This window comes from Roseomonas sp. WA12 (assembly GCF_054165765.1).
Genome location: NZ_CM135108.1, coordinates 781,471 through 804,689 on the forward strand (window position 1 = coordinate 781,471; position 23,219 = coordinate 804,689).

Below are 23,219 nucleotides of genomic sequence, written 5' to 3' on the forward strand. Positions count from 1 at the left end.
GTGGGGCGCGGCCATTGGAGGGGACAGATTGGTCCGCAGCCCCCCGCTTCAAGCCACGCCGCCGGTCTCAGTCCGCCGCCTCGGCGATCTCCAGCAGGGTCTCGCCGTTCTGGCGCTCACGGGCGCCGCTGCCACAGCGGGCGCTGTCGAGCACGTTGCTGGACGGGTTCGACACCTGAAGCTTCGCCTGCACCCGGCAGGCCAGGCGATCGCCCGATGCCCCGCCGCCGTTCCAACGCCGGATGGCGTCGGCCCAATTGCCGGACTTGTCGTAGTGGGAGCGAAGATAGCCGGCGCCCCAGTCCGCCGAACGCCAGGGATCCAGCGGCCAGTCGGAATTGCGGGCGTGGACGCGGGCATTCACCTGCACGCAGCCGGCCATGACGTACTGGCCCGGGCGGGCCGAATTGTAGATCCGCCGCGCCTCCTCGGTTCCCTGCGGGAAGTAGGAACGGCCGCCGATGTTCATGGCGTGGGCATGCAGCCCGGACTCGGCCAGGGCAACGGCCACCATCAGCCCCGGTGGGATGTCATGGGCACGCTCCGCCTGACGGACGGCGTCGAGACAGGCCGCGCGCGGGCTGTCGATGTCCCGGCGCTCAACAACGGGACGCTCGGCGGCGGAACGGGACCCGCTGCGGCGGGTCTGGGTGGTGCTGGCCAGGATAATGCCTGGAGGAAGGCTGCGGCCGGGGCGCGCTGCCTCGGCGGTAACAGGGGTTTCACCACCCGTGAGGGCGGCGGTCTGGGAACCATCCTCGGCCGTCGCACAGCCAGCGGCGAGGGAGCCGAGGCTGATCACGAGGGTCGAGGCGAGCGCGACCCGGGCGACGCCACGCTGGCATCGTCGGGTCGGGCTCCCGGCTCGGGTCGGAGGGGCGCTCCGCGGCATTGCGCACGGGAACGCCGCGTTGAGCTGTCGGCCGGGGGGGGCCAACATTCGGGGCGCGGACGTCATGAACAAAGCGCTACCAGCAACCCGCAGGTCAGCGCAACCCAAATTGCCGCGGGGTGGCTCGCCAACGTGACAACGCGAGGACGAAACGAAGGTTTCCGCCTTCGCTATGCCACAATCGGGGGTAGACGTTTCTTCTCACGCTCGACTTCAAGTATTCGGCCGAGTTCTTCTTCTTGCTGTGGGCGTCCCGCGGGGACGCGATGACTGGCGAATACAGTAAAACGCCGGTCATTCCGATCTCGATCTGTAATGGCTGGACGAGGGCGCAGGACCGCGAAGGCCGGCAAGCGACCTGGGCGAGAAGCGCGTCGGGAGATGAAAGGGGACGTAAAAAGGTTAACGGCGCCGCGCGCTGGTCCCCGGGTGCCAATGGGCCCCTGGACCTGCGGCGCAGCGCCGTTTCCTTGTTTCCTACCCCAAACCCGGCCCGTCTTTGACGGCGGCTGAGACGCTATGTCGCACGGTCTTGTATAAGACACAAGACGGCATTTCGGCAGGGTTTCCCGGCAATGCCGCCGCGCACGCTCTCGCCCTCGGGTGCGGCGGGATGATAGGTTGCGGCGGTCCCATCAACCGCGAAAGCGCCCCGTGAACGAGATGCGTCGCCCGGACGCCCGCCCCCTTTATGTCCAGGTGGAGGCGATCCTGAATGACCGGATCGTCTCCGGCAGCTGGAAATCCGGCCAGGCGCTTCCAGCCGAGCCCGAGCTTGCGGCCGATCTCGGCGTATCCGCAGGCACGTTGCGGCGCGCGCTGGCAGGGCTCGAGCGGCGCCATCTGATTGAGCGCCGACAGGGCCGCGGCACCTTCGTAGCCCAACAGACGAGCCAGCAGGCGCTCGGCCAGTTCTTCCGCGTGCGCAACCTGGCCGGCCAGCCCGTAGAGCCCGAGACGCTGATCACTCGCGTGGCGACCGAGCCCGCGACGGACGCCGAGGCGGCGCGGCTGCGACTTTCGCCCGGCGAGGCGGTGCACCGCATCGACCGCAGCCGGGTCTTCGAGGGCGAGCCGCGCATTGCCGAGCGTATCTCGCTTCCGGCCGCGCTGTTCCCTGGCCTGTCGCTGCCGCTCGCGCCGGATCATCTGGGATCGGAAATCTACGTTCACTACCGCAACGCCCACGGCATCATCGTGGTGCAGTCCGAGGAGAATCTCTCGGCGACCGCGGCGACGGAGGAGGACGCGATGCGACTCAACTGCCCGGTCGGCACGCCGCTGCTGCTGATCGAGCGCGTGACTTTCGACGCGGCCGGCCGCCCGGTTGAATTGCGCGTGTCCCGCCTCGACACCCGCGCGCATCGCTACGCCGTGGAGATCGCCTGAAGCCGGCCCGCGGCCCAGCGTGCGCTGTCGGCTACCACCGGATCCTCGTCGTCGTACAACCGCAGCGCCACCGGCAGCAGCGACGCATCGCCCGAATTGCCGATGGCGTTCAGCACGTTCCGCACGAAACGCCCGCGCCCGATGCGCTTGACCGGGGAGCCGGAGAAGCGCGCGCGGAAGGTGGCCTCATCCAGCATCGCCAGCTCTGCCAGCCTTGGCGCCACCAGATCCTCCCGTGCGATCAGCCCGGGCACGGTGGTGGCGGTGGCAAAGCGGTTCCAGGGGCAGACGGCAAGGCAGTCGTCACAGCCATAGATTCGGTTGCCCAGCCGCGCCCGCAGCTCGTCGGGGATCGGACCGCGATGTTCGATGGTGAGATAGGACACGCAGCGGCGCGGATCGAGACGGTAGGGCGCGGGGAAGGCATCGGTTGGGCAGGCGACCTGGCAGCGCGTGCAGGACCCGCAGCGATCCACCCCCGCCGTGTCGGGCTCCAGCGCGAGCGTCGTGTAAACCTCGCCCAGGAACAGCCAAGACCCGTGTTGTCGTGAGACGAGGTTGGTGTGCTTGCCCTGCCAGCCCAGCCCGGCCTGCTGCGCCAGCGGCTTCTCCGAGACCGGCGCGGTGTCCACGAAGACCTTCACGCCGGGCGCCTCGAACCGCGCGACCATCCAGCGCGCCAGCGCCTTCAGCCGGGACTTCACGAGGTCATGGTAGTCCCGGTGGCGCGCATAGACACTGATCGTGCCGCGATCGGGCATCGCCAGATAGGAAAGCGGGTCGTCCTCAGGCGCGTAGGACAGGCCGAGGGAGATGACCGACAGCGCCTCCGGCCACAGCGCCTGCGGATGCGCGCGCTGATCGGCGCGGCCTTCCATCCAGCCCATCTCGCCATGCATCCCGGCCGCGAGGAAGTCCGCCAGGCGCTCCCGTACCTCCGGGCCGAGTTCCGCCCGCGCGAAGCCGACCGCATCGAAGCCCAGACGCAGGGCCTCGTCGCGAATCAGAGCACGCGGATCGTCAGTCACCCCCGGCCGCGATAGGGCGGCACACCCTGCTCGGGGATCCATGCACCAGCGGGCGGGCTACCGGTCTGCCAGAACACGTCGATCGGGATGCCGCCGCGCGGGTACCAGTAGCCACCGATGCGCAGCCACACCGGCTGCAGCAGATCGGCCAGGCGCTTGGCGATGTCGATCGTGCAGGCCTCGTGGAAGGCACCGTGGTTGCGGAACGAGGTGAGATAGAGCTTCAGGCTCTTGCTCTCCACCAGCCACTCGCCGGGGATATAGTCGATCATCAAATGCGCGAAGTCGGGCTGGCCGGTAATCGGGCAGAGGCTGGTGAACTCCGGCGCGGTGAAACGGGCGACGTAATGCGTGCCGGGATGCGGGTTGGGCACGCGCTCCAGCACCGCCTGCTCGGGGGATGCCGGTTGCGCGGTCTGCTGGCCGAGCTGGGTCAGGCCTGACAGATCATACTTTACGTCATGGGTCACGAAACGGTCTCCTCCGGCGAGGGCGGCTCGGCCGGTGCGGTGGTTTCCCACTTGGCGGCGATCGCGGCGGCCTCGGCCTCGAAGCGACCCTCCAGGATGGCGGCCCGCAGGCGCGCCATGAGGGTCTGGTAATAGCGGATGTTGTGCCAGGTCAGCAGCATCGGCCCGAGCATCTCCTCGGCCCTGATGAGGTGCTGGATATAGGCGCGCGAATGCCGTGTGCAGGCCAGGCAATCGCATTCCGGATCCACGGCGGACGCATCGTCGGCGTAGCGGGCGTTGCGCATGTTCATCACGCCGCGGCTGGTATAGGCGCGCCCGGTGCGGCCGGACCGCGTGGGGATCACGCAGTCGAACATATCCACCCCGCGCGCAACCGCCCCGATGATGTCGGATGGCGTGCCGACACCCATGAGGTAGTGCGGCTTGTCCTCGGGCAGCATGGGCACGGAGAAGTCGAGGGTGCGGAACATCTCCGCCTGCCCCTCACCGACCGCAAGACCGCCGATCGCGTAACCCTCAAAGCCGATGTCGCGCAGGGCGCGGGCACTCTCGGCCCGCAGGTCCTCGAAGGTGCTGCCCTGCTGGATGCCGAACAGCCCGTAGCCGTCGCGCGGGGTGAAGGCCTCGCGGGAGCGCGCCGCCCACTTCATGGATAGCCGCATGCTGGATGCGGCCTGCTCATGGGTCGCGGGGAAGGGGGTGCACTCGTCGAAGCACATGGTCACGTCGGCATCCAGCAGATGCTGGATCTCGATGCTGCGCTCGGGCGTCAGCCGGTGCTTGGACCCGTCGATATGGCTCTGGAAGGTGACGCCGTCCGCGTCCAGCTTACGAAGCCCCGAGAGGGACATTACCTGAAAGCCGCCGGAATCCGTCAGGATCGGCCCCTGCCAATCCATGAGCTTGTGCAGCCCGCCAAGCCGGCCGACGCGCTCGGCGCCTGGGCGCAGCATCAGGTGATAGGTGTTGCCCAGCACCATGCGCGCGCCGGTGGAGCGCACGGCATCGGCCGTCATCGCCTTCACCGTCCCGGCGGTTCCGACAGGCATGAAGACCGGCGTCGGCACCTCGCCATGGGCGGTATGCAGCATCCCCGCGCGCGCACCGCCGTCGCGGCCGAGGAGCGTGAAGGACAGCGCGCTCATGCCTCGGCCTCCGCCCGCTCGGCTTCGGCATCGTCCCGCTCAATCAGGCAGGCGTCCCCGTAGGAGTAGAAGCGGTACCCGGCCGCGACGGCATGCGCGTAGGCCGCCTTCACGCGCTCGGTTCCGCCAAAGGCGCAGACGAGCATGAACAGCGTGCTCCGCGGCAGGTGGAAGTTGGTGAGGAGAAGATTGGCCCCGCGGAAGCGGTGGCCGGGAAGCAGGAAGATGTCGGTCAGCCCGCGGAAGGGCGCCATCGTCCCATCCTCCTGCGCCGCCGTTTCCAGCAGGCGCAGCGCGGTGGTGCCGATGGCGACGACGCGGCCGCCCCGGGCGCGCGCCGTGTTGATGGCGGCGGCGGATTCCGGCGTTACCTCGCCCCATTCGGCGTGCAGGCGCTGGGCGCGCGGGTCCTCGCCGCGCAGGGGCAGGAAGGTGCCGGCACCGACATGCAGCGTCAGCGTCGCGCGGGTAACGCCGCGCGCCTCCAGGGCGGAAAGCAGCGCGGGGGTGAAATGCAGGCTCGCCGTGGGCGCGGCCACGGCGCCGGGGGTGCGGGCGAAAATTGGCTGGTAGTCCTCGCGGTCCTCCGGCCTCGGGCCGTCCGGGCGAGCGATATAGGGGGGCAGGGGGATTTCCCCCGCCCGCTCCAGCGCCGCAGCCAGCGCGGCCTGGTCCGGCCCGAAATCGAGCCGCACGGCGCCATCCACCGGTGCGTCGACGACGCGCGGCGCCAGTTCCGGCGCACCCTCCACGGTCAGCACGTCGCCGGTGCGCAGCTTACGGGAATTGCGCGCCAGGGCGTGCCAGGTGCCGTCCGCCTCCATGCGGTTGAGCATGATCTCAACCCGCGCCTCGCCACGGCGGGCGCGGAGCCGGGCCGGGATCACGCGGGTGTCGTTCACCACCATCAGGTCGCCCGGCCGCAGCAGGCCCGGCAGGTCGCGGATGCTGCAGTCCGCAAGCGGGTCGCCCAGCCGCAGCAACCGCGCGGAATCGCGCGGGCGGGCGGGAGACTGCGCGATCAGCGCCTCCGGCAGGTCGAAGGCAAAGTCGGCCGAGGTGATGGGGCGGGGCAAGGGGATGGCCGTCGAGTGGGGCGGGGGCGGGTAGCCCGTCCGCGGCCTGGGGGCAAGCGTGCCCGATCACGAGAACATCAAAATGGGTAACGAAGTCTGACGTTGAAGGACAGTCAGCGATATCTCAGAAAATAGATCATTAGCGATTGGTGAACGATTCGTGCGGACCCCGATCCCCCATTGGCAGCGCGACGGCCTCTCCGGCGTAGAAGACATGCACCTTGCAGCGCTGTCCGAGGAATGGGGCGCGGGCCCGCTGGACCTTCCGCTGCCCGCCGCCATCCTGCTCGGTGCCGCTATGCGCAAGGTGGCGCCCGCTCCCTCACTCTCCGTCAGCTTCGCGACGGAGGGTCCTCCTCCCATGACAGAACAGCCCGCTGTGCTGGCGATGCGGGCGGTTTTGCCCGAGCCGGGTCCTGTCACGCCCGTAACCCTCGTGACCGCGGTCGATCCGGTGCCTCCCAGCGCGGAGGTGCCGGCAAGCCTTCCTCCCGTCCCCTCCTTCCCCGAGCGTGGCCCCGGCGAACCTGCACCGCCGGTGCCCGACATCGCCGATCCCGTGCCGCCAACGTCTGTCTCGCCGGAGCCCGTCCGCGCGGAGCCAACGCCCCGGCTACCCACCCCGCCCGAGCCGCCCTACCCGGCGCTTGAGCCCCCGACCTTCCAGGCGCCGGACCCTGAACCGCTGCCGCCGGCACCGCTGCCGCCCAGGCCCGTATTCCTGCGGGGCAGTGCGGGGAACGATCGGCTAACCGGCGGCGCGGGGGACGACAATCTCATCGGCGGTGCCGGGGATGACTGGCTCGAGGACCGCACGGGAGCCGACACGATCACGGGCGGGGATGGGAATGACACGCTCCTCGGCGGGGCGGGCAACGACCAGATTCAGGGCGGCGAGGGCGCCAACTGGATCGAGGGAGGAGCGGGCCACGACCTGATCGGGGCAGGCAATGGCTGGGACGTCATCCTTGGTGGCGCAGGAGACGATCTCCTCTCCGCCGGCGCCGGCGAGGACCGGGTGGAGGGCGGCGCCGGGGACGACCTGATTCTCCTCGGCGCCGAAGACGACGAGGCGGAGGGCGGGGCGGGGGACGACCTGATCCGGGGCGAGGCCGGAAACGACAGGCTGTTCGGCGGGGCAGGGGACGACATCCTCGATGGCGGCCTCGGCCAGGATATCGTGAGGGGCGGTGCCGGCGACGACCTGATCATCCATGCCTTCGCCGACCGTGAGACCGCGCCCGACATCCTCATCGGCGGCCGCGACCGGGACACGCTCCGCCTCGAAATCGATGCGGGCTACTGGGGCGATCCCGCCAACCGCGAGGCCGCGGCCGCCCTGGCCCGCTGGATCGCCGAGGAGCACGGGGAGGACGAGGCCTTCACCGATCTCCATCTCGGCCTTTCCGCTTCCGGCTTCGAACGGTTTGAGGTGACGGTGGACGGCGTCTCACCGCCCGCATCCGACTGGCTGGCCTGAACCGGCTCGGCGATCCCGCCCAGGCTAGAATCTAGCCGGACCGGATTTTGCCCCGCCCCGATCCGCCCTAAACGGGGGCGGCACATCGAGACATGGGACGCCTGCATGATGGTGGATACGGATCGCTTCCTGGCGGACCTGCAGGCGCTGCGCCGCTTCGGGGAATTCAAGACCGGCGTCCACCGCCCGACCTTCTCGCCCCAGGATATGGAGGCGCGCCGTTGGTTCATGGGCCGTCTGCGGGAGGAGGGGCTGGAGGCCGAGATCGACGGCATCGGCAACATCCTCGGCCGCAACCCGAAGCCCGGCCCGCACCTCCTGGCCGGCAGCCACTTGGAAAGCCAGAACGAGGCGGGCTGGCTGGACGGCGCGCTGGGCTGCGTCGCCGCCTTGCACCTGGCCGCTTCCGGCCTGCCGGTGGATGTCGCGGTCTTCTCCGATGAGGAGGGCCATTACGGCAGCTTCATCGGCAGCCGCTCCTTTACCGGCCTGCTGGAAGAGTCGGAGATCGACCGGTTGATCCACCGCTACAGCTCGAAGACTCTTCGCGAGGCGCTGCGGGACGTGGGCCTGGAGGGCGTGCCGAGGCTGCAGGTGGAGCGGGACCGCTACAAGGCGTTCCTCGAGATGCATATCGAGCAGGGGCGCCAGTTGGAAAGCCAGGAGCTCGGCATCGGCGTGGTGACGGGCATCGTCGCCATCTGGCAGTGGAAGATCACCATCGAGGGCCAGCAGAACCACGCTGGCACCACCACCATGGCCGAGCGCCGGGACGCCGGCCTCGCCGCCGTGCGCCTGCTCGCCATGATCGACGAGGAATTTCCCCGCCACTGTGGCGAGCGCACGGTTTGGACCACCGGCCGCATCGCGCTCAGCCCCGGCGCCCCCTCCATCATCCCCGGCCGCGCCGAGATCCTGTTCCAGTACCGCGACGTGGACGTGGAGGTGCTGCGGCGCCTGGAGGGCGTGCTCCGCCACTGCGTTGCCGAGAGCAACCGGCGCGAGCGCTGCCAGGTGGTGCTGGAAGCCGTCTCCCTCTCCACCCCGGCCGTGAGCGACCCGGGCCTGCAGGACGCGCTGGCCGACGCCGCCGAGGCGCTCGCCCCCGGCCGCTGGCAGCGCATGCCATCCGGTGCGGGGCACGACGCCCAGTACCTCGCCCGCGTCATGCCCGCCGCGATGATGTTCGTCCCCTCGATCAACGGCGTCAGCCACCACTGGACCGAGGACACGAAGGAGGAAGATCTGGCGCTCGGGATGCGGGTGCTGGCCGAGGGCGCGCGGCGGATCCTTGCGAGGTAAGCAGTCCGCTTCTGCCGTGGGAAGCTCTGCTTCCTCCGGCCGCCGCGTCCTGGCTTGGGTGGTACCGGGCCAGCAATTTTGCGCGGGAGGAAGTATTTTGGGCCTGCAAGCCCACTTCTTAGTTGCCTGAGGTCTTAGGCCTCAGGCGCACTACGCCGGAACGGATGGTGAGGCCCGGGGAGCCTCAGGCTCCCCGAGCGGGGTCCAGGGGCAACGCCCCTGGGGCCACACGCAACGGCTCAAAGCTTCCGCGTGCCCAACCCGGCTGCCAGAGCCGCCGCAAGCGCCTGGGTCGCGATCCACCAGCCCTGCCACACCCCGAAGGAGGCAAGGAAGGTGACGGCCGCCGAGGCAATCACCCCGGCCACCACCGGCCCGGTTCCCCATGCCATCGCCAGCACTGCAAGGGCGGCGAGGCCGAGGCCCACCCAGCCCAGCTCCAGCCAGATCTGCAGCGCGCCGTTATGCGGATGCAGCGACATCCGCTCCACACCGGGCGCCAGCAGCCAGGCCCGCTCGCCGTCCGGTGTCACGCCGAGCCGGGCCATCGATTCGCGGGAAGGCTTGTCGCGCCCGCCGGGCAGGTTGCGGCTCGCCTCCATCCCCCAGCCGAGAAGCGGCCGCTCCGCCGCGCGCTCAAGCGCGAAATCCCAGATGAGCATCCGGTGCAGCGCGGTCGGCGGCGCCTGGGTTGCCAGCTCCGGCCGCAGCGCCAACGGCACCAGTAGGGGCGCGGCGAGCATCGCCCCGGCCAGGATAATGGCCATGAGGCTGGACACCGCGCGCCCGAGCAGCGTGACCAGCGCCGCGACAGCCACGCCCGCCAGCGCCGCGAGCTTCGCGGTATCGCCCGGCAGTAGCAGGATCGCACCAGCGCCGGCCAGCAGCAGCAGCCAGCGCCAGATCGCGGCCATGCGCGGCCGCAGCACCAGGGGCAGCAGCAGCGCCATGACGGAGGCGGCAGGCTTTAGCCCGAACTCCAGGCCCGGCCGCGTCCCGGGCAACCCGCGCACGGTGGCGCGAACCCACTGCCCCGTCGCGTGGTCGAGCAGCGCAAGACCGAGGCCGGCCACGAGCCCGGCCAGGATGCACCAGGCGAGTGCCCGACGGGCGGCTGGCCCCTCCTCCTCCACCACGATCGCCCCGGCGCCGCCGAGCAGGACCAGCCCGGCCAGCGTGCCCGCAGAAGCGAGCGCCCATTCCTGATCGGGCGCCCAGAGCGCGGAGAGCGCGGCCCAGCCGGCCAGGGCCAGCAGCACGGGAGTGGCGGGGCCGTGCGGCACGGGCCAGCGCCCGCGTTCCCGCCGATGCGCCAGAGCTGCGAGCAGGAGCGAGACGATGGCGATCGGCGCCATCGCCTTGGATTGCAGCACGGCGGCGGCCGGCGCGATGAGGGCGGCGATCGAGAGGGGCAGGGTGGCCGCCCACCACCAGGCGCGCGGTGGACCGCGGTTGAGCGCCCCTGGGCCGGGCGTATCATCGAACTCGCTGGCCCGCAGGTCCGGGGCGATGGGGCGCTGTCCAAGCGCGGGCGCGGCGCGCGACGCCATTCGGTCCTCGGCAGGTTCTGGTTCGTCGGCCGCCGGCGGCGGCCCGGAACCTTCTAGCCCCGGCAACGGCGAGGCCCAAGCCCACGCTTTTCCTCGCGCAGCGCGGCTGTGGACTGGTGGTGTCCGATCCGCCGCCATGCCAAGCCGGGTGGATGACCGCGCGAATCCTGCCTCGCCCGACCTGGCCCCTGGCCCTGCTGGCCGTTGCCATCCTTATGGCGGCGGTGCTGCTGGCAATGGGCCGGGTGCCGATCTGCACCTGCGGCACGGTGAAGCTCTGGCATGGCGCGGTGAACAGCGCCGAGAACTCGCAGCACGTCGCGGACTGGTACGCGCCCTCACACTTCATCCACGGGCTGCTGTTCTTCGGGCTGTTCCGCCCTCTCGCGCCGCGGGCGCCGCTCGGCGCGCGGGCGCTGATGGCGGCGGTGCTGGAAGCCGCCTGGGAGGTGGCCGAGAACACCCCCATGGTGATCAACCGCTACCGCGAGGCGACGGCGGCGCTCGGCTACTCGGGGGACAGCGTGCTGAACTCCGTCTCCGATCTCGGCTTCATGCTAATCGGCTTCGCTGTCGCCGCGCGGCTACCCTGGTGGGCTTCGGTCGGCCTTGGGATTGGGCTGGAGCTGCTGGCGCTCGCCACAATCCGGGACAACCTCACCCTGAACGTTCTCATGCTGCTCTATCCCGTCCCGGCGATCCGCGACTGGCAGGCCGCGCTTCCGGGCTGACCGCACTTCGATGCCCCAGGGCGGTTCCCTTCCTCCGGGCTGCGCGCCATCCTGCCGGGCATGACCGAGATCAGGCCGCATGCCGCCCATTGGGGGTATTTCGACGCCGTCGTCGAGAACGGGCGCGTGGTGGGCACCCGCCCCTTCAGCCGCGATCCCTTCCCCGGCTCGCTGATCGAGGCCGTCCCCGACCTCGTCCACGCGCCCAGCCGCATCGACCGCCCGCATGTGCGCGAGGGCTGGCTGCGCGGTGAGCGGCGCGGCGCGACGCGCGGGCGCGACCGCTTCGTCCCCGTAACCTGGGACCGTGCGACGCGGCTGGTTGCCGAGGAGGTGGCGCGAACCCGGGCGGAGGATGGCGACGCCTCCATCCTCGGCGGGTCCTATGGCTGGGCGTCCGCCGGCCGCTTCCATCATGCGCGCAGCCAGCTGCACCGGTTTCTCGGGTTGGGCGGTGGCTACACCAACCAGGTGACGAACTACTCCTACGGCGCCGGCATGACGCTGATGCCGCATGTGCTCGGCACCAACGATCCCGTCACGGGGCCGGCGACGGACTGGCGCAGCATCACGACGAATGCTCGGCTGATGCTGTGCTTCGGCGGGCTGCCGTTGAAGAACGGCCTCGTCACCGCCGGCGGGGCGGGGGCGCATGAATATGCCGGACAGATGCAGCAGGCGGTGCGGGCCGGGCTGCGCTTCGTCAACATCAGCCCCAACCGCGGCAGCGCGGCCGAATTCCTTGCCGCCGAATGGGTGCCGATGCGCCCGGGCGGGGACTGCGCCATGGTGCTGGCGATGATCCAGGCGATCGTCGCGGCAGGGCTGGAGGACCGCGGCTTCCTCGCACGCTGCACCACCGGCTGGGACCGGCTGCGCGCCTACATCATGGGCGAGGCGGAGGACGGCCTGGCGAAGACGCCGGAATGGGCCGCCGCTCTCTGCGACGTGCCGGCCGAAACCATCCGGGCCCTCGCGCTGGAAGCCGCCCGCACCCCCACCATGGTCACCGCTACCTGGTCCACCCAGCGCGCCGAACATGGCGAGCAGCCCTGGTGGGCGATGGTGGCGCTGGCCAGCGTCCTGGGCGGCATCGGCAAGCCCGGCCAGGGCATTGCCTTTGGCTATGGCAGCATCAACGGCATGGGAACCGCGCGGCGGGACCTGCCGAGCGTGAACCTGCCCGCCGCGCGCAACCCCGTGGGCACCGCCATTCCCGTCGCCCGCGTGACCGAGCTGCTGGAGCGGCCGGGCGAGGTGCTGCGCTACAACGGCCGCGATATCCGGCTGCCCGACATCCGCATGGTGTTCTGGAGCGGCGGCAACCCGTTCCACCACCACCAGGATCTCAACCGGCTGGCTCGCGCCCTCTCGCGCCCGGAGACGATCGTTGTCTCCGAACCGTGGTGGACCGCCATCGCGCGCCACGCCGACATCGTGCTGCCCGCTACCACCACGCTCGAGCGCAACGACATCGCCAGCTCCTCCCGCGACCGCTTCCTGCGCGCGATGCATCAGGCCGTGCCGCCCCAGGGCCAGGCGCGGAACGACCACGACGCCTTCGCTGACATCGCCGACGCCCTCGGCTATCGCGAGCGATACACCGAAGGGCGCAACGAGTCGGCCTGGCTGCGCCATCTCTACGACCGCTTCCGCCGCGCCTGCGCTGCCATGGGCGAGGTGGTGCCGGAGTTCGACCGCTTCTGGGCCGAGGGTCATCTCGAATTTGCGCGGCCGGAGACCGACTTTGTCTCCTTCGCCGATTTTGCGAGGGACCCGGAGACTTCACCGCTCGCTACCCCCTCGGGCAAGGTGGAGCTGTATTCCGAAACCATCGCAGGCTTCGGCGATGCGGGAATCCCGGGCCATGCCGTGTGGAAGGCGCCCGAGGAATGGCTGGGCGGCGACACCTCCCGCTTCCCGCTGCACCTTCTCTCCGACCAACCCGCGACGCGCCTGCACGGACAGCTTGACCCCAGCCGTGCGAACGACACGCACAAGATCCAGGGCCGCGAACCGATCCGCTTGAACCCCGCCGATGCCGCAGCGCGCGGCCTCTCGGCCGGCGACATCGTGCGCGTGTTCAACGACCGTGGCGCCTGCCTTGGTGGCGTTGTGCTGACGGCCGAACTTCGCCCGGGTGTCGTCGCCATGTCCACCGGCGCCTGGTGGGACCCGCAGGAGACGGAGGCGGGGCCACTCTGCGTTCATGGCAACCCGAACGTGCTGACGAATGACTGCGGCACCTCGCTCCTCGGCCAGGGCAGCGCGGCGCAATCCTGCCTCGTGCAGGTGGAGGCCTGGACGCGGCCGCTGCCGACGGTGCGGGTGCATCTGCCGCCCGAGACCGTGCCGGAAGCGAGCGTCAACAACTCCTGAGACGTCGCACGACTAGGGGGCCCGCTGACGATGGGTGGGCTGTCACCGAACGGTCATCGTTCCGTCACCTCGCCATCCCTCGTCCTCCCTATGAGCCCGGCCAGCGGGGACAGGGGATGATGGGTATGGCCGAGTTGAAGGCAGGCGAGGCGGAGCCGACGCAACAGGCGCTGGAGGACATCGGCAGCAATCCTGCACCCGTGGATTCGATCGGCGCCGTGCTCGGCCGCCGGCTGACCCGGCGTGCCTCGCTGCGCGGCCTGTTCGGTGTCGCCGCGGCCGGCGCGCTTCCCCAGATCCTGCCGCGGCCCGGCCTAGCGCAGGGCACGGGCCAGCAGCCGGCGGGGGGCTCGACGCTCGGCTTCCGCGGCCTGCCCCACACCGAGGGCCCCGCCGACGCCGTCCCCGAGGGCTACGAGATCCAAACCCTTCTGCGTTGGGGCGACCCCGTGCTGCCCGGCGCGCCTGCCTTCGACCCCGCGAACCATACGCCCGAGGCGCAGGCGCTGCAGTTCGGCTACAACAACGACTACCTGGACTTCTTCCCGCTGCCGAAGGGCGCGGCGCGGGGCGAGCACGGCCTGCTCGTTGCCAACCACGAGTACACCAACCCCGAGCTGATGTTCCCCGGCCTGGGTGATGCCCGCCAGGCCCGGCTACGCACCAGCGCGGCCCAGGTGCGCACCGAGATGATGGCGCATGGTGCGAGCGTGGTGGAGATTCGCCGCGAGAACGGTCGCTGGGTGCCGGTTGCGGGCGGCGCGATGAACCGCCGCATCACGGCGGAAACCCCGATGCGCATCAGCGGCCCCGCCGCCGGCCATGCGCGCCTGCGGACCAGCGCCGACCCGACCGGAACCCGCGTGCTGGGCACGCTGAACAACTGCGCCGGCGGCAACACGCCCTGGGGCACGGTCCTGATCTCCGAGGAGAACTTCAACTACTATTTCGGCGGCCCAGGCGTGGAGAGCGGTGACCAGGCCGCGGCCTACAAACGCTACGGCTTCGTGCCAACGCCGATGTTCCCCTGGCACCGCCACGAGCCGCGCTTCGACGTGGCGCGAGAGCCGAACGAGCCGAACCGGTTCGGCTGGGTGGTGGAGTTCGACCCATACGACCCCGAGAGCGTGCCGGTGAAGCGCACCGCGCTCGGCCGCTTCAAGCATGAGGGCTGCACCCATGCCATCTCCGCCGATGGCCGCGTGGTGATCTACATGGGCGACGACGAGCGCTTCGACTACGTCTACAAGTTCGTCACCGCCCGTCCCTGGAATAGCGACGAGCCCGGCCTGACCCGCGACCTGCTGGACGACGGTACGCTGTTCGTCGCGCGCTTCCAGGATGACGGCACGATGGAGTGGCTGCCCCTCACCCAGGGCGAGGGCCCACTCACCCCGGCCAACGGCTTTCACAGCCAGGGCGACGTGGTGATCGAGGCGCGGCGCGCCGCCGACTTGCTGGGCGCGACGCCGATGGACCGGCCGGAGGATGTGGAGACCAACCCCGTCAACGGCCGCGTCTATGTCATGCTCACCAACAACACCAGCCGGCGCGACGGCCGGACGGACGCTGTGAACCCGCGCCCGAACAACGCGCACGGCCATGTCATCGAGATCATCCCGCCCGCCGCCACCGGCGCGAACGAGGGCCGCGGACGCATCGACCACGCCGCCCGCACGGCGCGCTGGGAGGTGTTCCTGATGGCAGGCCAGCCCGGCACCCATGCCGGAGCCTCCTACCACCGCGGGGTCGGCCCCGACTCCGGCTGGCTCTCCTGCCCCGACAACTGCGCCTTCGACAGCAAGGGGCGCATCTGGATCTCCACCGACGGCGCCGATGCCGCGGCGAAGATCGCGGACGGCCTCTACGCCGCCGACACGGAAGGCGAGGGCCGCGGGCTTACCCGCCGGTTCTACGCAGCCCCCCAAGGAGCCGAGGTCTGCGGGCCCCTGATCGGTCCGGATGATCGCACCGTCTTCCTCGCCATCCAGCATCCTGCGGAGCAGGCCGGCAGCACCTTCGACACTCCGTCAACCCGCTGGCCTGACTTCCAGGACGGCATGCCGCCGCGCCCCTCCGTCATCGCCATCGTGAGGAAGGACGGCGGCGAGATCGGGACCTAGGCCCGGTCCCGCAGCCCGTCCGCCACCAGCATCGCCCCAGCCACCGCGAGGGCGATGGCAAGGCCCGGCCACAGCGCCGCCATCGGCGCGCTGAACACCAGGTCCTGCGCGTTCGCCAGCATGTTGCCCCAGGAGGAAGCCGGCGGCTGGATGCCGAGGCCGAGGAAGGAGAGCGTGCTCTCCGCCAGGATCGCGCCCGCCACGGCCAGCGAGCCCGCCACGGCCAGCGGCGCCCCCAGCGCCGGCACCACGTGCCGCCGCAGCAGTCGCGCCTCGCTCACGCCCAGTGCTCGCGCCGCACGCACATGGTCCCGTGCCAGCACGGAGATCGCCGCCGCCCGCGTCAGCCGCGCTACACCGACCCAGCCGAACACCGCCAGGATCAGCACGATCCGCAGCACATCCGCGAGGGCACTCCCGCGCGGCAGCCCCACCACCGCCGGGTCCATCGCGGCCAGTAGCACCAGCAGCGGAAGCGCCGGCAGGGCCAGCAACCCGTCCGCCAGACGCATCAGCACCGCATCCACCCAACCGCCCCTCCAGGCCGCGAGCAACCCCGCCAGCAATCCGATCGCCGTGGAGGCCAGCGCCGCGACCACTCCCACCGCCAGCGACACGCGCGCGCCTAGCAGCAGCCGCGCGAGGATGTCGCGGCCCAGCTCATCCGTGCCCAGCGGATGCGCGGCCGAGGGGCCGGCCTGCCGTGCCAGCAGGTCCGGCACCTCCGGATCGACGCCGAGCCAGGCGGAGACCCAGGGCGCCGCGAAGGCGGAGGCGGTCAGCAGCAGCAGGATCGCGAAGCCGAGGCGGAGGCGGGTCATGCGTTGTCACCAGGGAAGGCCCCGCCTTCCCAGGACGGCATCCGCCCAGGACAAACGCTCCGTGTTTGTCCCGAGGAAACTGGGTTTCCTGGACCTTCCATCTGAGAGAGCGACGTTCTCAGCCCGACGAAGGCCCGCGAAACAGGAGGTCTGCCGAATCGCCAATGCCGAACAGATGGCGGGGTCCGGGGAGCCTTAGGCTCCCCGGTTTGTCCGGGAAGCGACGCCTTCCGGGGACCACCGGCGCACCCCATCAAGCCCCTCCCAACCGCGGGTCCAGCCCCCGCTGCGCGAGATCGGCCGCCAATGTCGCCACCAGCGTCGTCCCCGCTACCAAAAGCAGCGCGAGCAGGGCGAGGTTGTGGTCGTTCCCCATCACCGCATCCGTCAGCAGCTTGCCCATGCCCGGCCGCGCGAACACTGTCTCGGTGATCAGCGCGCCGGAGACGAGCGCGCCCGCATCGAGCGCCAGGAGCGAGAGCAGCGGCACCGCGGCGTTGGGCAGGGCGTGGCAAAAGGCAATGCGCGATTCCGGCGCGCCGCGCGCGCGGGCGGCGGTGATCCAGGGTGCGCGCAGCACCTCGGCCATGCTGGCGGCGGTATGGCGGGCATAGGCGGCCAGATGTGCGATGGCGAGCGTCGCCACGGGCAGGACGAGGAAGCGCGCTGCCTCCCACGCCCCGCCGGTGTCGGGCGAGCCGCCTGCTGGCAACCAGCCGAGGGTCACGGCGAAAAGGATGATCAGCAGGATGCCGAGCCAGAAGGCCGGCAGCGCCTGCGAGACGAGCGCGACGGCATCCACCGCCCCGCGCCAGCGCGGCCGCAGCGCCGCCAGCATCCCGGCCGCGATGCCAAGGCCCGCCGCGATCGCCAGCGCGGCGCCGAGCAGCACCAGGCTGCCGCGCAGCGCGGGCCACAGCACCTCCGAGGCGGGGCGGGCGAACAGGCGCGAATAGCCGAACTCGCCCTGCAATATGCCGACGGCCCAGGCCCACCACCGCGCGAGAAGCGGCTGGTCCAGCCCGTGCAGCGCCCGCATCCGCGCGACATCCGCGGGGCCGAGCCGCGGATCGGCCATCATGGCAAGCGAGATCGGGTCGCCCGGCATCGCGCCGATCGCAAGATAGGCCGCGAGCGACAGCAGCGCGAGCGTCACCACGATCTGTGGCAGGCGCCAGGCAATCATGCGCATCACGTCAGCGCACCCGCCACTCCGTCACCCAGAGCGATGAGGGGGACATGTTTCCGGTCGGCCGCACGCCGTCCAGCCATTGCGGCCAGACATGCGGCTCGGCGCGGTGCCAGAGCGGGATGGCCGGCAGGTCTCGATGCGTCATCGCCTGTAACCGCGACCACATGGGCCGCCGTTTCTCCGCATCCAGCTCCTGCGGCAGCGCCTCCAGCAGCGTGTCCATCTCGGGGTTCGCGTAGCCCGGGTAGTTCTGGCCGGACCAGTTGCGCGCCGCGGTCGGGATCTCGTCCGAATGCAGGGTGGTGCGGGGCACGTTCTCCGGGCTGCTGATCCAGGCAAAGAGAACGGCGCCCCCGAACCGGCGCTGCGAAAGCGTCTCGCCGAACAGCACGCGCGGTGGCTGGTTGGCGATCCGTGCCTCCACCCCTGCCGCGCGCCACATGCCCTGGATCACCTGCAGCACCGTCTCCCGCGACCGGTTCCCGGCCGTGGTCTGCAAATCGACGACGAGCCTCGCGCCCTCCGCATTGCGGCGGAGGCCGTCAGGCCCTGCGCGCCAGCCCGCTTCCTCCAGCAGCTCCGCCGCGCGGGAAGGGTCGTGCGGCCAGGGCTCGACCGCCTTGTCGATCATTGGGTCGTCGGGATGGATGGAGGTGGCGGCGACGGGCTGGCGGCCGTCGAACAGGCTCTGCACGATGCGGAGGCGATCGATTGCCAGCATCAAAGCCTGCCGCACCCGCAGATCCGCCAGCACCGGATTGTCCAGTCGGAGATCCAGGTGCTCCCACACCAAGCCGGGCCTGTACTCGAAGCGGTACCGCCCGCGCGCACGGCGCTCCAGCGCGATGGCCTGGTCCAGCGAGAAGCCCAGCTCGCCGGCCACCATGTCGATCTGCCCGGCCAGAAGCTGCGCCTCCAGCGCCGCCGAATTCTCCACCACGCGGATGTTGATGCGGCGGAAGGCGGGGGAGGGGCCGGCCCAGGCCGCGTTGCGCTCCAACGTCACTCCCGCACCGGGCTGCACGGCGGTGACACGATAGGGTCCGTTCCACAAGCCGGGGTTGGCCGTGTCGGTGTCGTAGGCGGTGCGGGACCGGTAGTTGCGCCGGTCGGCTTCCCAGATCGGGCGGTCGATATGGGCGGGAAGGGGCTCGAAGCCGCCAGCGGAGCCCGCGTCGAACATCACCTTGGCGAAGCGCAGCGTGACGCTGCGCGGGTCGGCGGACTGGAACTCATAGGCGCTGCGATAGAACTCGGCACCTCCGAAGCCCGTCTCGAAGGCGCGCCCCGCCTCCCAGGCGAAGCGCAGATCCTCGGCCGTCACCGGCCGCCCATCGCCCCAGCGCAGGTCGTCCCGCAGCCGCCAGGTCACCCGCATGCCCGGCTTGCCGTCGGGCGTGGTCTCCAGGGCCACCTGCCCGTTTTCCAGGGTGGGCACGGCGTCGCAGGCAAAGCAGGTGGGGCGCCAATCCGGCCCGTGGCCCGTCATCGGCCGCCGCGCAAAGCCCAGGATATAGGACTTCGCCAGCATGCTCTCGATGTTGGGGTGGAAGGTGCTTGTCGCCTGGGACAGGCCGATGATGAGTGTCTCGCGGCCCTGTGCAGCGGCCGGGGCGTAGGGGGGCAGGGCCAGAAGCAGGGCGGTGGCCAGGGTCGTAGGGACGGCCGGGCGGAGGGGCTTTGCATCGCTCATTGGGGCGATCATGCGGGGCTTCGCGAGCCGCCGGTAGTCCCGGCGGGCTGGAGGGGGATCCAGCCCGCCGGGACCGCTCATGCCTGGCGTCGTCGCCGCCGCGCCCAGGGGGTGGTGCGGAGGGACTGTCTGCGCGCCAGGTCAGGCGGCCTGGGCAGCATCCTTGCGGCGGCGGAGCAGACCGAGGCTGAGCAGCCCCGCACCGAGCAGGGCAAGCGAGGCGGGCTCGGGCACCGCCACCTCCTCGGCCGTCACCGTCGCCGTCACCGTTGCGGTGTTGCCGAGGCCGAATGCGGCGATGTTGGAGAACGCAACGCTGAAGACGGAGCCGTTGGCCAGGGTCACGGTCATCGGGAGGTCGCTCCAGGTCAGCGTCCCGCCGCTGAGGGCCCCGAAGACGGTGACGAACCCGCCCGAGCCGTTGCCGGTGACGGAGGTACCCCAGGGCTGGTCGAAGGCCAGGGTGGCGGCCACATTCACCGCAGCAGCGGCAAAGATGCCGCCGACCGTGACGTTGAAGAAGTCAAAGGTCCGGCTCTGGCCTTCCTCCAGCGAGAAGACCTGGCTGTCGAGAGCCGAAGAGATCGCGGTGCTGACGCTGCAGCCGACGCAGATGCCCGAGCCCACGGCGGCCGTAGCGGAGGAGGCAGGCGCGCCGGCCAGATCAAACTGGATGACAGGCCCGGCGGAGGCAGGCGCGGCCGCGACCGCGAGAGAGGCCGCCAGGAGCGCGCCGGTCAGGCCGTGCTTGATGGGCTGGAACATCGGTAGGCTGTTCTCCGGGATCTCAGGATGCCCAGGATTAGCAACCCATGTGCCAGGAATTTTTCCTTTCCCGATCAGAGGGTTAAAGCCGAATCTCGGATCTGGAGCGTCGGCCTGTAAAGGCTGCCGACGCTCCGTGCAGCCCGGCAGCCGCGCCTCAGTCTCCGGTCACGAAGTCGAACAGCAGCTTCAAGTTCAGCACCACGATCAGGGCCGCCGAGGCCCAACCGAGCAGCAGCTGCCAGCCCGGCGCCACCAGGGCCCCCAGCCGTTTCCGGTCGCTCGCGAAAAGCATCAGCGGGATCACGGCGAAGGGTAGCTGCAACGACAGCACGACCTGCGACAGCACAAGCATCTGCGCCGTCCCGCTCTCCCCGTACATCGCCGTCACGATCACGGCGGGGACGATAGCGATCAGCCGTGTCACCAGCCTGCGGATCACGGGGCTGAGGCGGATGCGGAGGAACCCCTCCATCACAACCTGCCCGGCCAGCGTCGCTGTCACAGTGGAGTTCAGGCCGCAGGCCAGCAGCGCCACCGCGAACAGGGTCGGCGCAGCGGCCCCCAGCAGCGGTGCCAGCAACTCATGCGCCTCGCCGATCTCGGCCACTTCCGTCCGACCGTTGGTGTGGAAGGCGGCGGCCGCGAGGATGAGGATGGAGGAGTTGATCAGCAGCGCCAGCGTCAGCGCCACGGTGCTGTCGATGGTGGCGAAGCGGATCGCCTCCCGCTTGCCTTCCTCATCGCGCCGAATGTCGCGGGACTGGATGAGGGCGGTGTGCAGGTACAGGTTGTGCGGCATCACGGTGGCGCCAAGAATGCCGAGCGCGATGTAGAGCTGCGTCTGGTTGGTAACGATCGAGGTCGAGGGCAGGTAGCCGCGCAGCACGTCACCCCAGTTTGGATCCGCCATCACGAGCTGCGTCACGAAGCAGCCGGCGATGAGTGCGATCATCCCCATGATGAAGGCTTCGAGCCAGCGCATCCCCTTGTTCTGCAGCCACAGGATCAGGAAGGCGTCGAGTGCGGTCAGCAGCACGCCGATCAGCAGCGGGATGCCGAACAGAAGCTGCAGCGCGATGGCCGTTCCGATCAGCTCGGCAAGATCGGTGGCGCAGATGGCGATCTCGGCCAGGAACCAGAGCGGCAGCCCCACCCAGCGCGGGAAGCGGTCCCGGCAGAGTTGCGCCAGGTCCTGCCCCGTCGCCAGGCCGATCCGGGCGCAGAGGGCCTGCAGCAGAATCGCCATCAGCGAGGAGAGCAACGCGACGGTGAGCAGTGTGTAGCCAAAGGCCGAACCGCCCGCGAGCGCGGTGGCCCAGTTGCCGGGATCCATGTAGCCCACGGCGACGAGATAGCCCGGGCCGATGAAGGCCATCAGCCGCCGCAGCCAGCTGCCCGCATTCGGCACGGCAACGCTGCGGTTCACCTCGGGGAGGCTGAGCGTATCGGGAACTGCCTGCGGCACCGGCCGCTCGGATCGCACCATCGTCATCCTTCCACTCAACGCAGCATGCCACAGATGAACAGCTGTTCAGGTCACGACATGTCTACGTATTTGTATGTTTTTCAATGATTTTTCCTTGGTAGCGGAGGCTCATTCCGGCCGCAAGCAGGCCGGTCCCGGCTCGGGCCGTGCGCGCCCGTCGCCCAAACGTGCGCCGGGCCCCGGTTGCCCGGCCGGGATGCCACGGGCAAGTCACGCGGGATACGAAACAGGGAATACGCCATGCTCAAGCCGATGATCACCGCCTTCGCGCTGCTCGCCGTTCCGGCGCTTGCGCAAAACGCGCCTACCGCCATGAAGCCGACGCGCGACGTCGCCGTCACCTACCGCCTGTCCGGTGCGATGCCCGGCGCCCCCGCCGGTGCCGCCGCGGCCCAGCAGGAGATGCGCATGCAGTGGTCGGTGAGCACGGGCAAGCAGCGCGTGGATCCGCCGGGCGGCCAGGGCTGGGTGCTGATCGACCAGAACGCCGCCTCGGCGGTCATGGTCATGGACGCGCAGCGGATGGTGATGACGCTGCCGGCCGAGGCCGCGGCGATGATGACGCAGGGCGTGCCGCCGGGCGCGCGGTTCACCCGCAAGGCGACGGCTCAGGTCGCCGGGCAGTCCTGCACGGAATGGGACCTGACGATCCCGCAGGGCTCCAGCACCATCTGCATGACCGATGATGGCGTGATGCTGCGCGCCGTGACCTCGATGGCCAACGGCAACAGCTCGCGGCTGGAGGCGACCGAGGTGCGCTACGGTACGCAGGACGCCGCTCGGTTCCAGGTGCCGCAGGGTTATCAGACCATGGCGATGCCGACCGCGCCGGCAGCCCCGGCGCGCTGATCGCCGGCCGGGGTGGGCCTGGCCCCACCCCGCATAACTCCCTGAAGCTGGCCGGGCATACCGGCCAGCATGACGTGCTCAGGTAGCGGTGATGCCCTTCGCCGCTGCCTCTTCCGCGCTGCCGATGCCGCCGCGGGCCTTCGACCAGCTCATCGGGTCCTCCAGGAAACGGCGCACCTCGCGCAGCGCCTCCTCGGTGAAGTAGGGCCGCTCGCGGCACACCTCGAGCACGTCCCACCAGGTGCAGAGGTGCAGCAGGTTGAGGTTCATCGCCTTCATCGTGTCGAAGGCGCCCGGGAACACGCCGTAGAAGAACACGACGAAGGTGTCGTTGCAGATGGCCCCCGCATCGCGCAGCGCCTGGGCGAAGCGGATCTTGGAACCGCCATCCGTGGTCAGGTCCTCGACCAGGATGGTCCGCTTGCCCTCGGGCACGTCGCCTTCGATTTGTGCGTTGCGGCCGAAACCCTTGGGCTTCTTTCGGACATAGGCCATCGGCGTCATCATCCGGTCCGCGATCCAGGCGGCGAAGGGGATGCCTGCTGTCTCGCCGCCCACCACCGCCTCGATGGTCTCGTAACCGATGTGGCGGCCGATCTTGTCGGTGGCCAGGTCACAGATCGTCTTCCGCGCGCGGGGGAAGTAGATGATGCGGCGGCAATCGATATAGACGGGGCTCTTCCAGCCCGAGGTGAAGGTGTAGGGCTCTTCCGGCCGGAAGTTGACGGCCTTGATCTCGAGCAGGATGCGGGCCGTGGTGAGAGCCGCGTCGCGGTCCCATTCGGAGGCGTGCTGGAGGGCCATGGTGTGTGTCTCGATCCTGTCCGGCGCGGAATGGCCGT

19 protein-coding genes are annotated in these 23,219 nt (G+C 70.2%); 7 read left to right on the top strand and 12 right to left on the bottom strand.

The window, feature by feature from the left end; genetic code table 11:
• Positions 1 to 67 precede the first annotated feature (67 nt).
• Positions 68 to 802: a transglycosylase SLT domain-containing protein gene (locus tag ACVBD7_RS03890; protein ID WP_458096190.1), complete on the bottom strand. Its 735-nt coding sequence runs from the start codon at positions 800 to 802 to the stop codon at positions 68 to 70.
• A gap of 753 nt (positions 803 to 1,555) precedes the next feature.
• On the opposite strand from ACVBD7_RS03890, the gene ACVBD7_RS03895 reads away from it, so the two are divergent.
• Entirely contained in the window at positions 1,556 to 2,281 is a 726-nt protein-coding gene (locus tag ACVBD7_RS03895) for a GntR family transcriptional regulator (RefSeq protein ID WP_458097632.1), read from the top strand.
• On the opposite strand, the gene queG is transcribed toward ACVBD7_RS03895, so the two are convergent.
• From queG to queA, 4 genes are read right to left on the bottom strand one after another with little or no spacing between them, the layout of a single operon-like run.
• Positions 2,260 to 3,351 (bottom strand): tRNA epoxyqueuosine(34) reductase QueG, encoded by a 1,092-nt coding sequence (queG, locus tag ACVBD7_RS03900; RefSeq protein ID WP_458096191.1) that lies wholly within the window; start codon positions 3,349 to 3,351, stop codon positions 2,260 to 2,262. The genes ACVBD7_RS03895 and queG overlap by 22 nt on opposite strands.
• Positions 3,306 to 3,779: a preQ(1) synthase gene (queF, locus tag ACVBD7_RS03905; protein ID WP_458096192.1), complete on the bottom strand. Its 474-nt coding sequence runs from the start codon at positions 3,777 to 3,779 to the stop codon at positions 3,306 to 3,308. The genes queG and queF overlap by 46 nt, the downstream gene beginning before the upstream one ends.
• On the bottom strand, positions 3,776 to 4,927 hold the full coding sequence (gene tgt / locus ACVBD7_RS03910; RefSeq protein ID WP_458096193.1) for a tRNA guanosine(34) transglycosylase Tgt: 1,152 nt from the start codon (positions 4,925 to 4,927) through the stop codon (positions 3,776 to 3,778). Before tgt ends, queF begins: the two co-directional genes overlap by 4 nt.
• Positions 4,924 to 5,991, bottom strand: a complete 1,068-nt coding sequence (gene queA / locus ACVBD7_RS03915) for a tRNA preQ1(34) S-adenosylmethionine ribosyltransferase-isomerase QueA (RefSeq protein WP_458097633.1) — start codon at positions 5,989 to 5,991, stop codon at positions 4,924 to 4,926. The genes tgt and queA overlap by 4 nt, the downstream gene beginning before the upstream one ends.
• A gap of 172 nt (positions 5,992 to 6,163) precedes the next feature.
• On the opposite strand from queA, the gene ACVBD7_RS03920 reads away from it, so the two are divergent.
• Both ACVBD7_RS03920 and ACVBD7_RS03925 read left to right on the top strand, forming a co-directional pair.
• Positions 6,164 to 7,483, top strand: a complete 1,320-nt coding sequence (locus tag ACVBD7_RS03920; RefSeq protein ID WP_458096194.1) for a hypothetical protein — start codon at positions 6,164 to 6,166, stop codon at positions 7,481 to 7,483.
• A gap of 105 nt (positions 7,484 to 7,588) precedes the next feature.
• Positions 7,589 to 8,785: a hydantoinase/carbamoylase family amidase gene (locus ACVBD7_RS03925; protein WP_458096195.1), complete on the top strand. Its 1,197-nt coding sequence runs from the start codon at positions 7,589 to 7,591 to the stop codon at positions 8,783 to 8,785.
• A gap of 239 nt (positions 8,786 to 9,024) precedes the next feature.
• On the opposite strand, the gene ACVBD7_RS03930 is transcribed toward ACVBD7_RS03925, so the two are convergent.
• Positions 9,025 to 10,335, bottom strand: a complete 1,311-nt coding sequence (locus tag ACVBD7_RS03930; RefSeq protein WP_458096196.1) for an O-antigen ligase family protein — start codon at positions 10,333 to 10,335, stop codon at positions 9,025 to 9,027.
• 152 nt (positions 10,336 to 10,487) lie between these two features.
• Between ACVBD7_RS03930 and ACVBD7_RS03935 the strand changes: the two genes are divergently transcribed.
• From ACVBD7_RS03935 to ACVBD7_RS03945, 3 genes are all read left to right on the top strand, one after another.
• Positions 10,488 to 11,066 (top strand): DUF2585 domain-containing protein, encoded by a 579-nt coding sequence (locus ACVBD7_RS03935; RefSeq protein WP_458096197.1) that lies wholly within the window; start codon positions 10,488 to 10,490, stop codon positions 11,064 to 11,066.
• Between the two features lie 60 nt (positions 11,067 to 11,126).
• Positions 11,127 to 13,445, top strand: coding sequence for a molybdopterin-dependent oxidoreductase (locus ACVBD7_RS03940; protein ID WP_458096198.1), 2,319 nt, complete (start codon positions 11,127 to 11,129; stop codon positions 13,443 to 13,445).
• A 125-nt stretch (positions 13,446 to 13,570) separates the two neighbouring features.
• Entirely contained in the window at positions 13,571 to 15,568 is a 1,998-nt protein-coding gene (locus tag ACVBD7_RS03945) for a PhoX family protein (RefSeq protein ID WP_458096199.1), read from the top strand.
• Here ACVBD7_RS03945 and ACVBD7_RS03950 read toward each other — a convergent pair.
• The 5 genes from ACVBD7_RS03950 to ACVBD7_RS03970 all read right to left on the bottom strand — a co-directional run bounded on the left by ACVBD7_RS03950 (position 15,565) and on the right by ACVBD7_RS03970 (position 21,528).
• The gene (locus ACVBD7_RS03950; protein ID WP_458096200.1) at positions 15,565 to 16,389 is read right to left on the bottom strand and encodes an ABC transporter permease; all 825 of its coding nucleotides are present in this window, start codon (positions 16,387 to 16,389) and stop codon (positions 15,565 to 15,567) included. The two genes, ACVBD7_RS03945 and ACVBD7_RS03950, sit on opposite strands and share 4 nt — an antisense overlap.
• 253 nt (positions 16,390 to 16,642) lie before the next feature.
• A complete protein-coding gene (locus ACVBD7_RS03955) occupies positions 16,643 to 17,581 on the bottom strand; it encodes an ABC transporter permease (protein WP_458097634.1) in 939 nt (312 codons plus the stop codon).
• A 4-nt stretch (positions 17,582 to 17,585) separates the two neighbouring features.
• The gene (locus tag ACVBD7_RS03960) at positions 17,586 to 19,355 is read right to left on the bottom strand and encodes a peptide ABC transporter substrate-binding protein (RefSeq protein WP_458096201.1); all 1,770 of its coding nucleotides are present in this window, start codon (positions 19,353 to 19,355) and stop codon (positions 17,586 to 17,588) included.
• A gap of 60 nt (positions 19,356 to 19,415) precedes the next feature.
• Positions 19,416 to 20,039, bottom strand: a complete 624-nt coding sequence (locus ACVBD7_RS03965) for a PEP-CTERM sorting domain-containing protein (RefSeq protein ID WP_458096202.1) — start codon at positions 20,037 to 20,039, stop codon at positions 19,416 to 19,418.
• 157 nt (positions 20,040 to 20,196) lie between these two features.
• Positions 20,197 to 21,528 carry an Nramp family divalent metal transporter gene (locus ACVBD7_RS03970; RefSeq protein WP_458096203.1) on the bottom strand — a complete coding sequence of 444 codons (1,332 nt, stop codon included), beginning with the start codon at positions 21,526 to 21,528 and terminating at the stop codon, positions 20,197 to 20,199.
• 240 nt (positions 21,529 to 21,768) lie between these two features.
• Here ACVBD7_RS03970 and ACVBD7_RS03975 point away from each other — a divergent pair, with 240 nt between their 5' ends.
• Positions 21,769 to 22,377 carry a hypothetical protein gene (locus ACVBD7_RS03975; protein WP_458096204.1) on the top strand — a complete coding sequence of 203 codons (609 nt, stop codon included), beginning with the start codon at positions 21,769 to 21,771 and terminating at the stop codon, positions 22,375 to 22,377.
• Positions 22,378 to 22,455: 78 nt separating this feature from the next.
• Here ACVBD7_RS03975 and ACVBD7_RS03980 read toward each other — a convergent pair whose 3' ends face one another.
• Positions 22,456 to 23,181, bottom strand: a complete 726-nt coding sequence (locus ACVBD7_RS03980) for an orotate phosphoribosyltransferase (protein WP_458096205.1) — start codon at positions 23,179 to 23,181, stop codon at positions 22,456 to 22,458.
• Positions 23,182 to 23,219 lie beyond the last annotated feature (38 nt).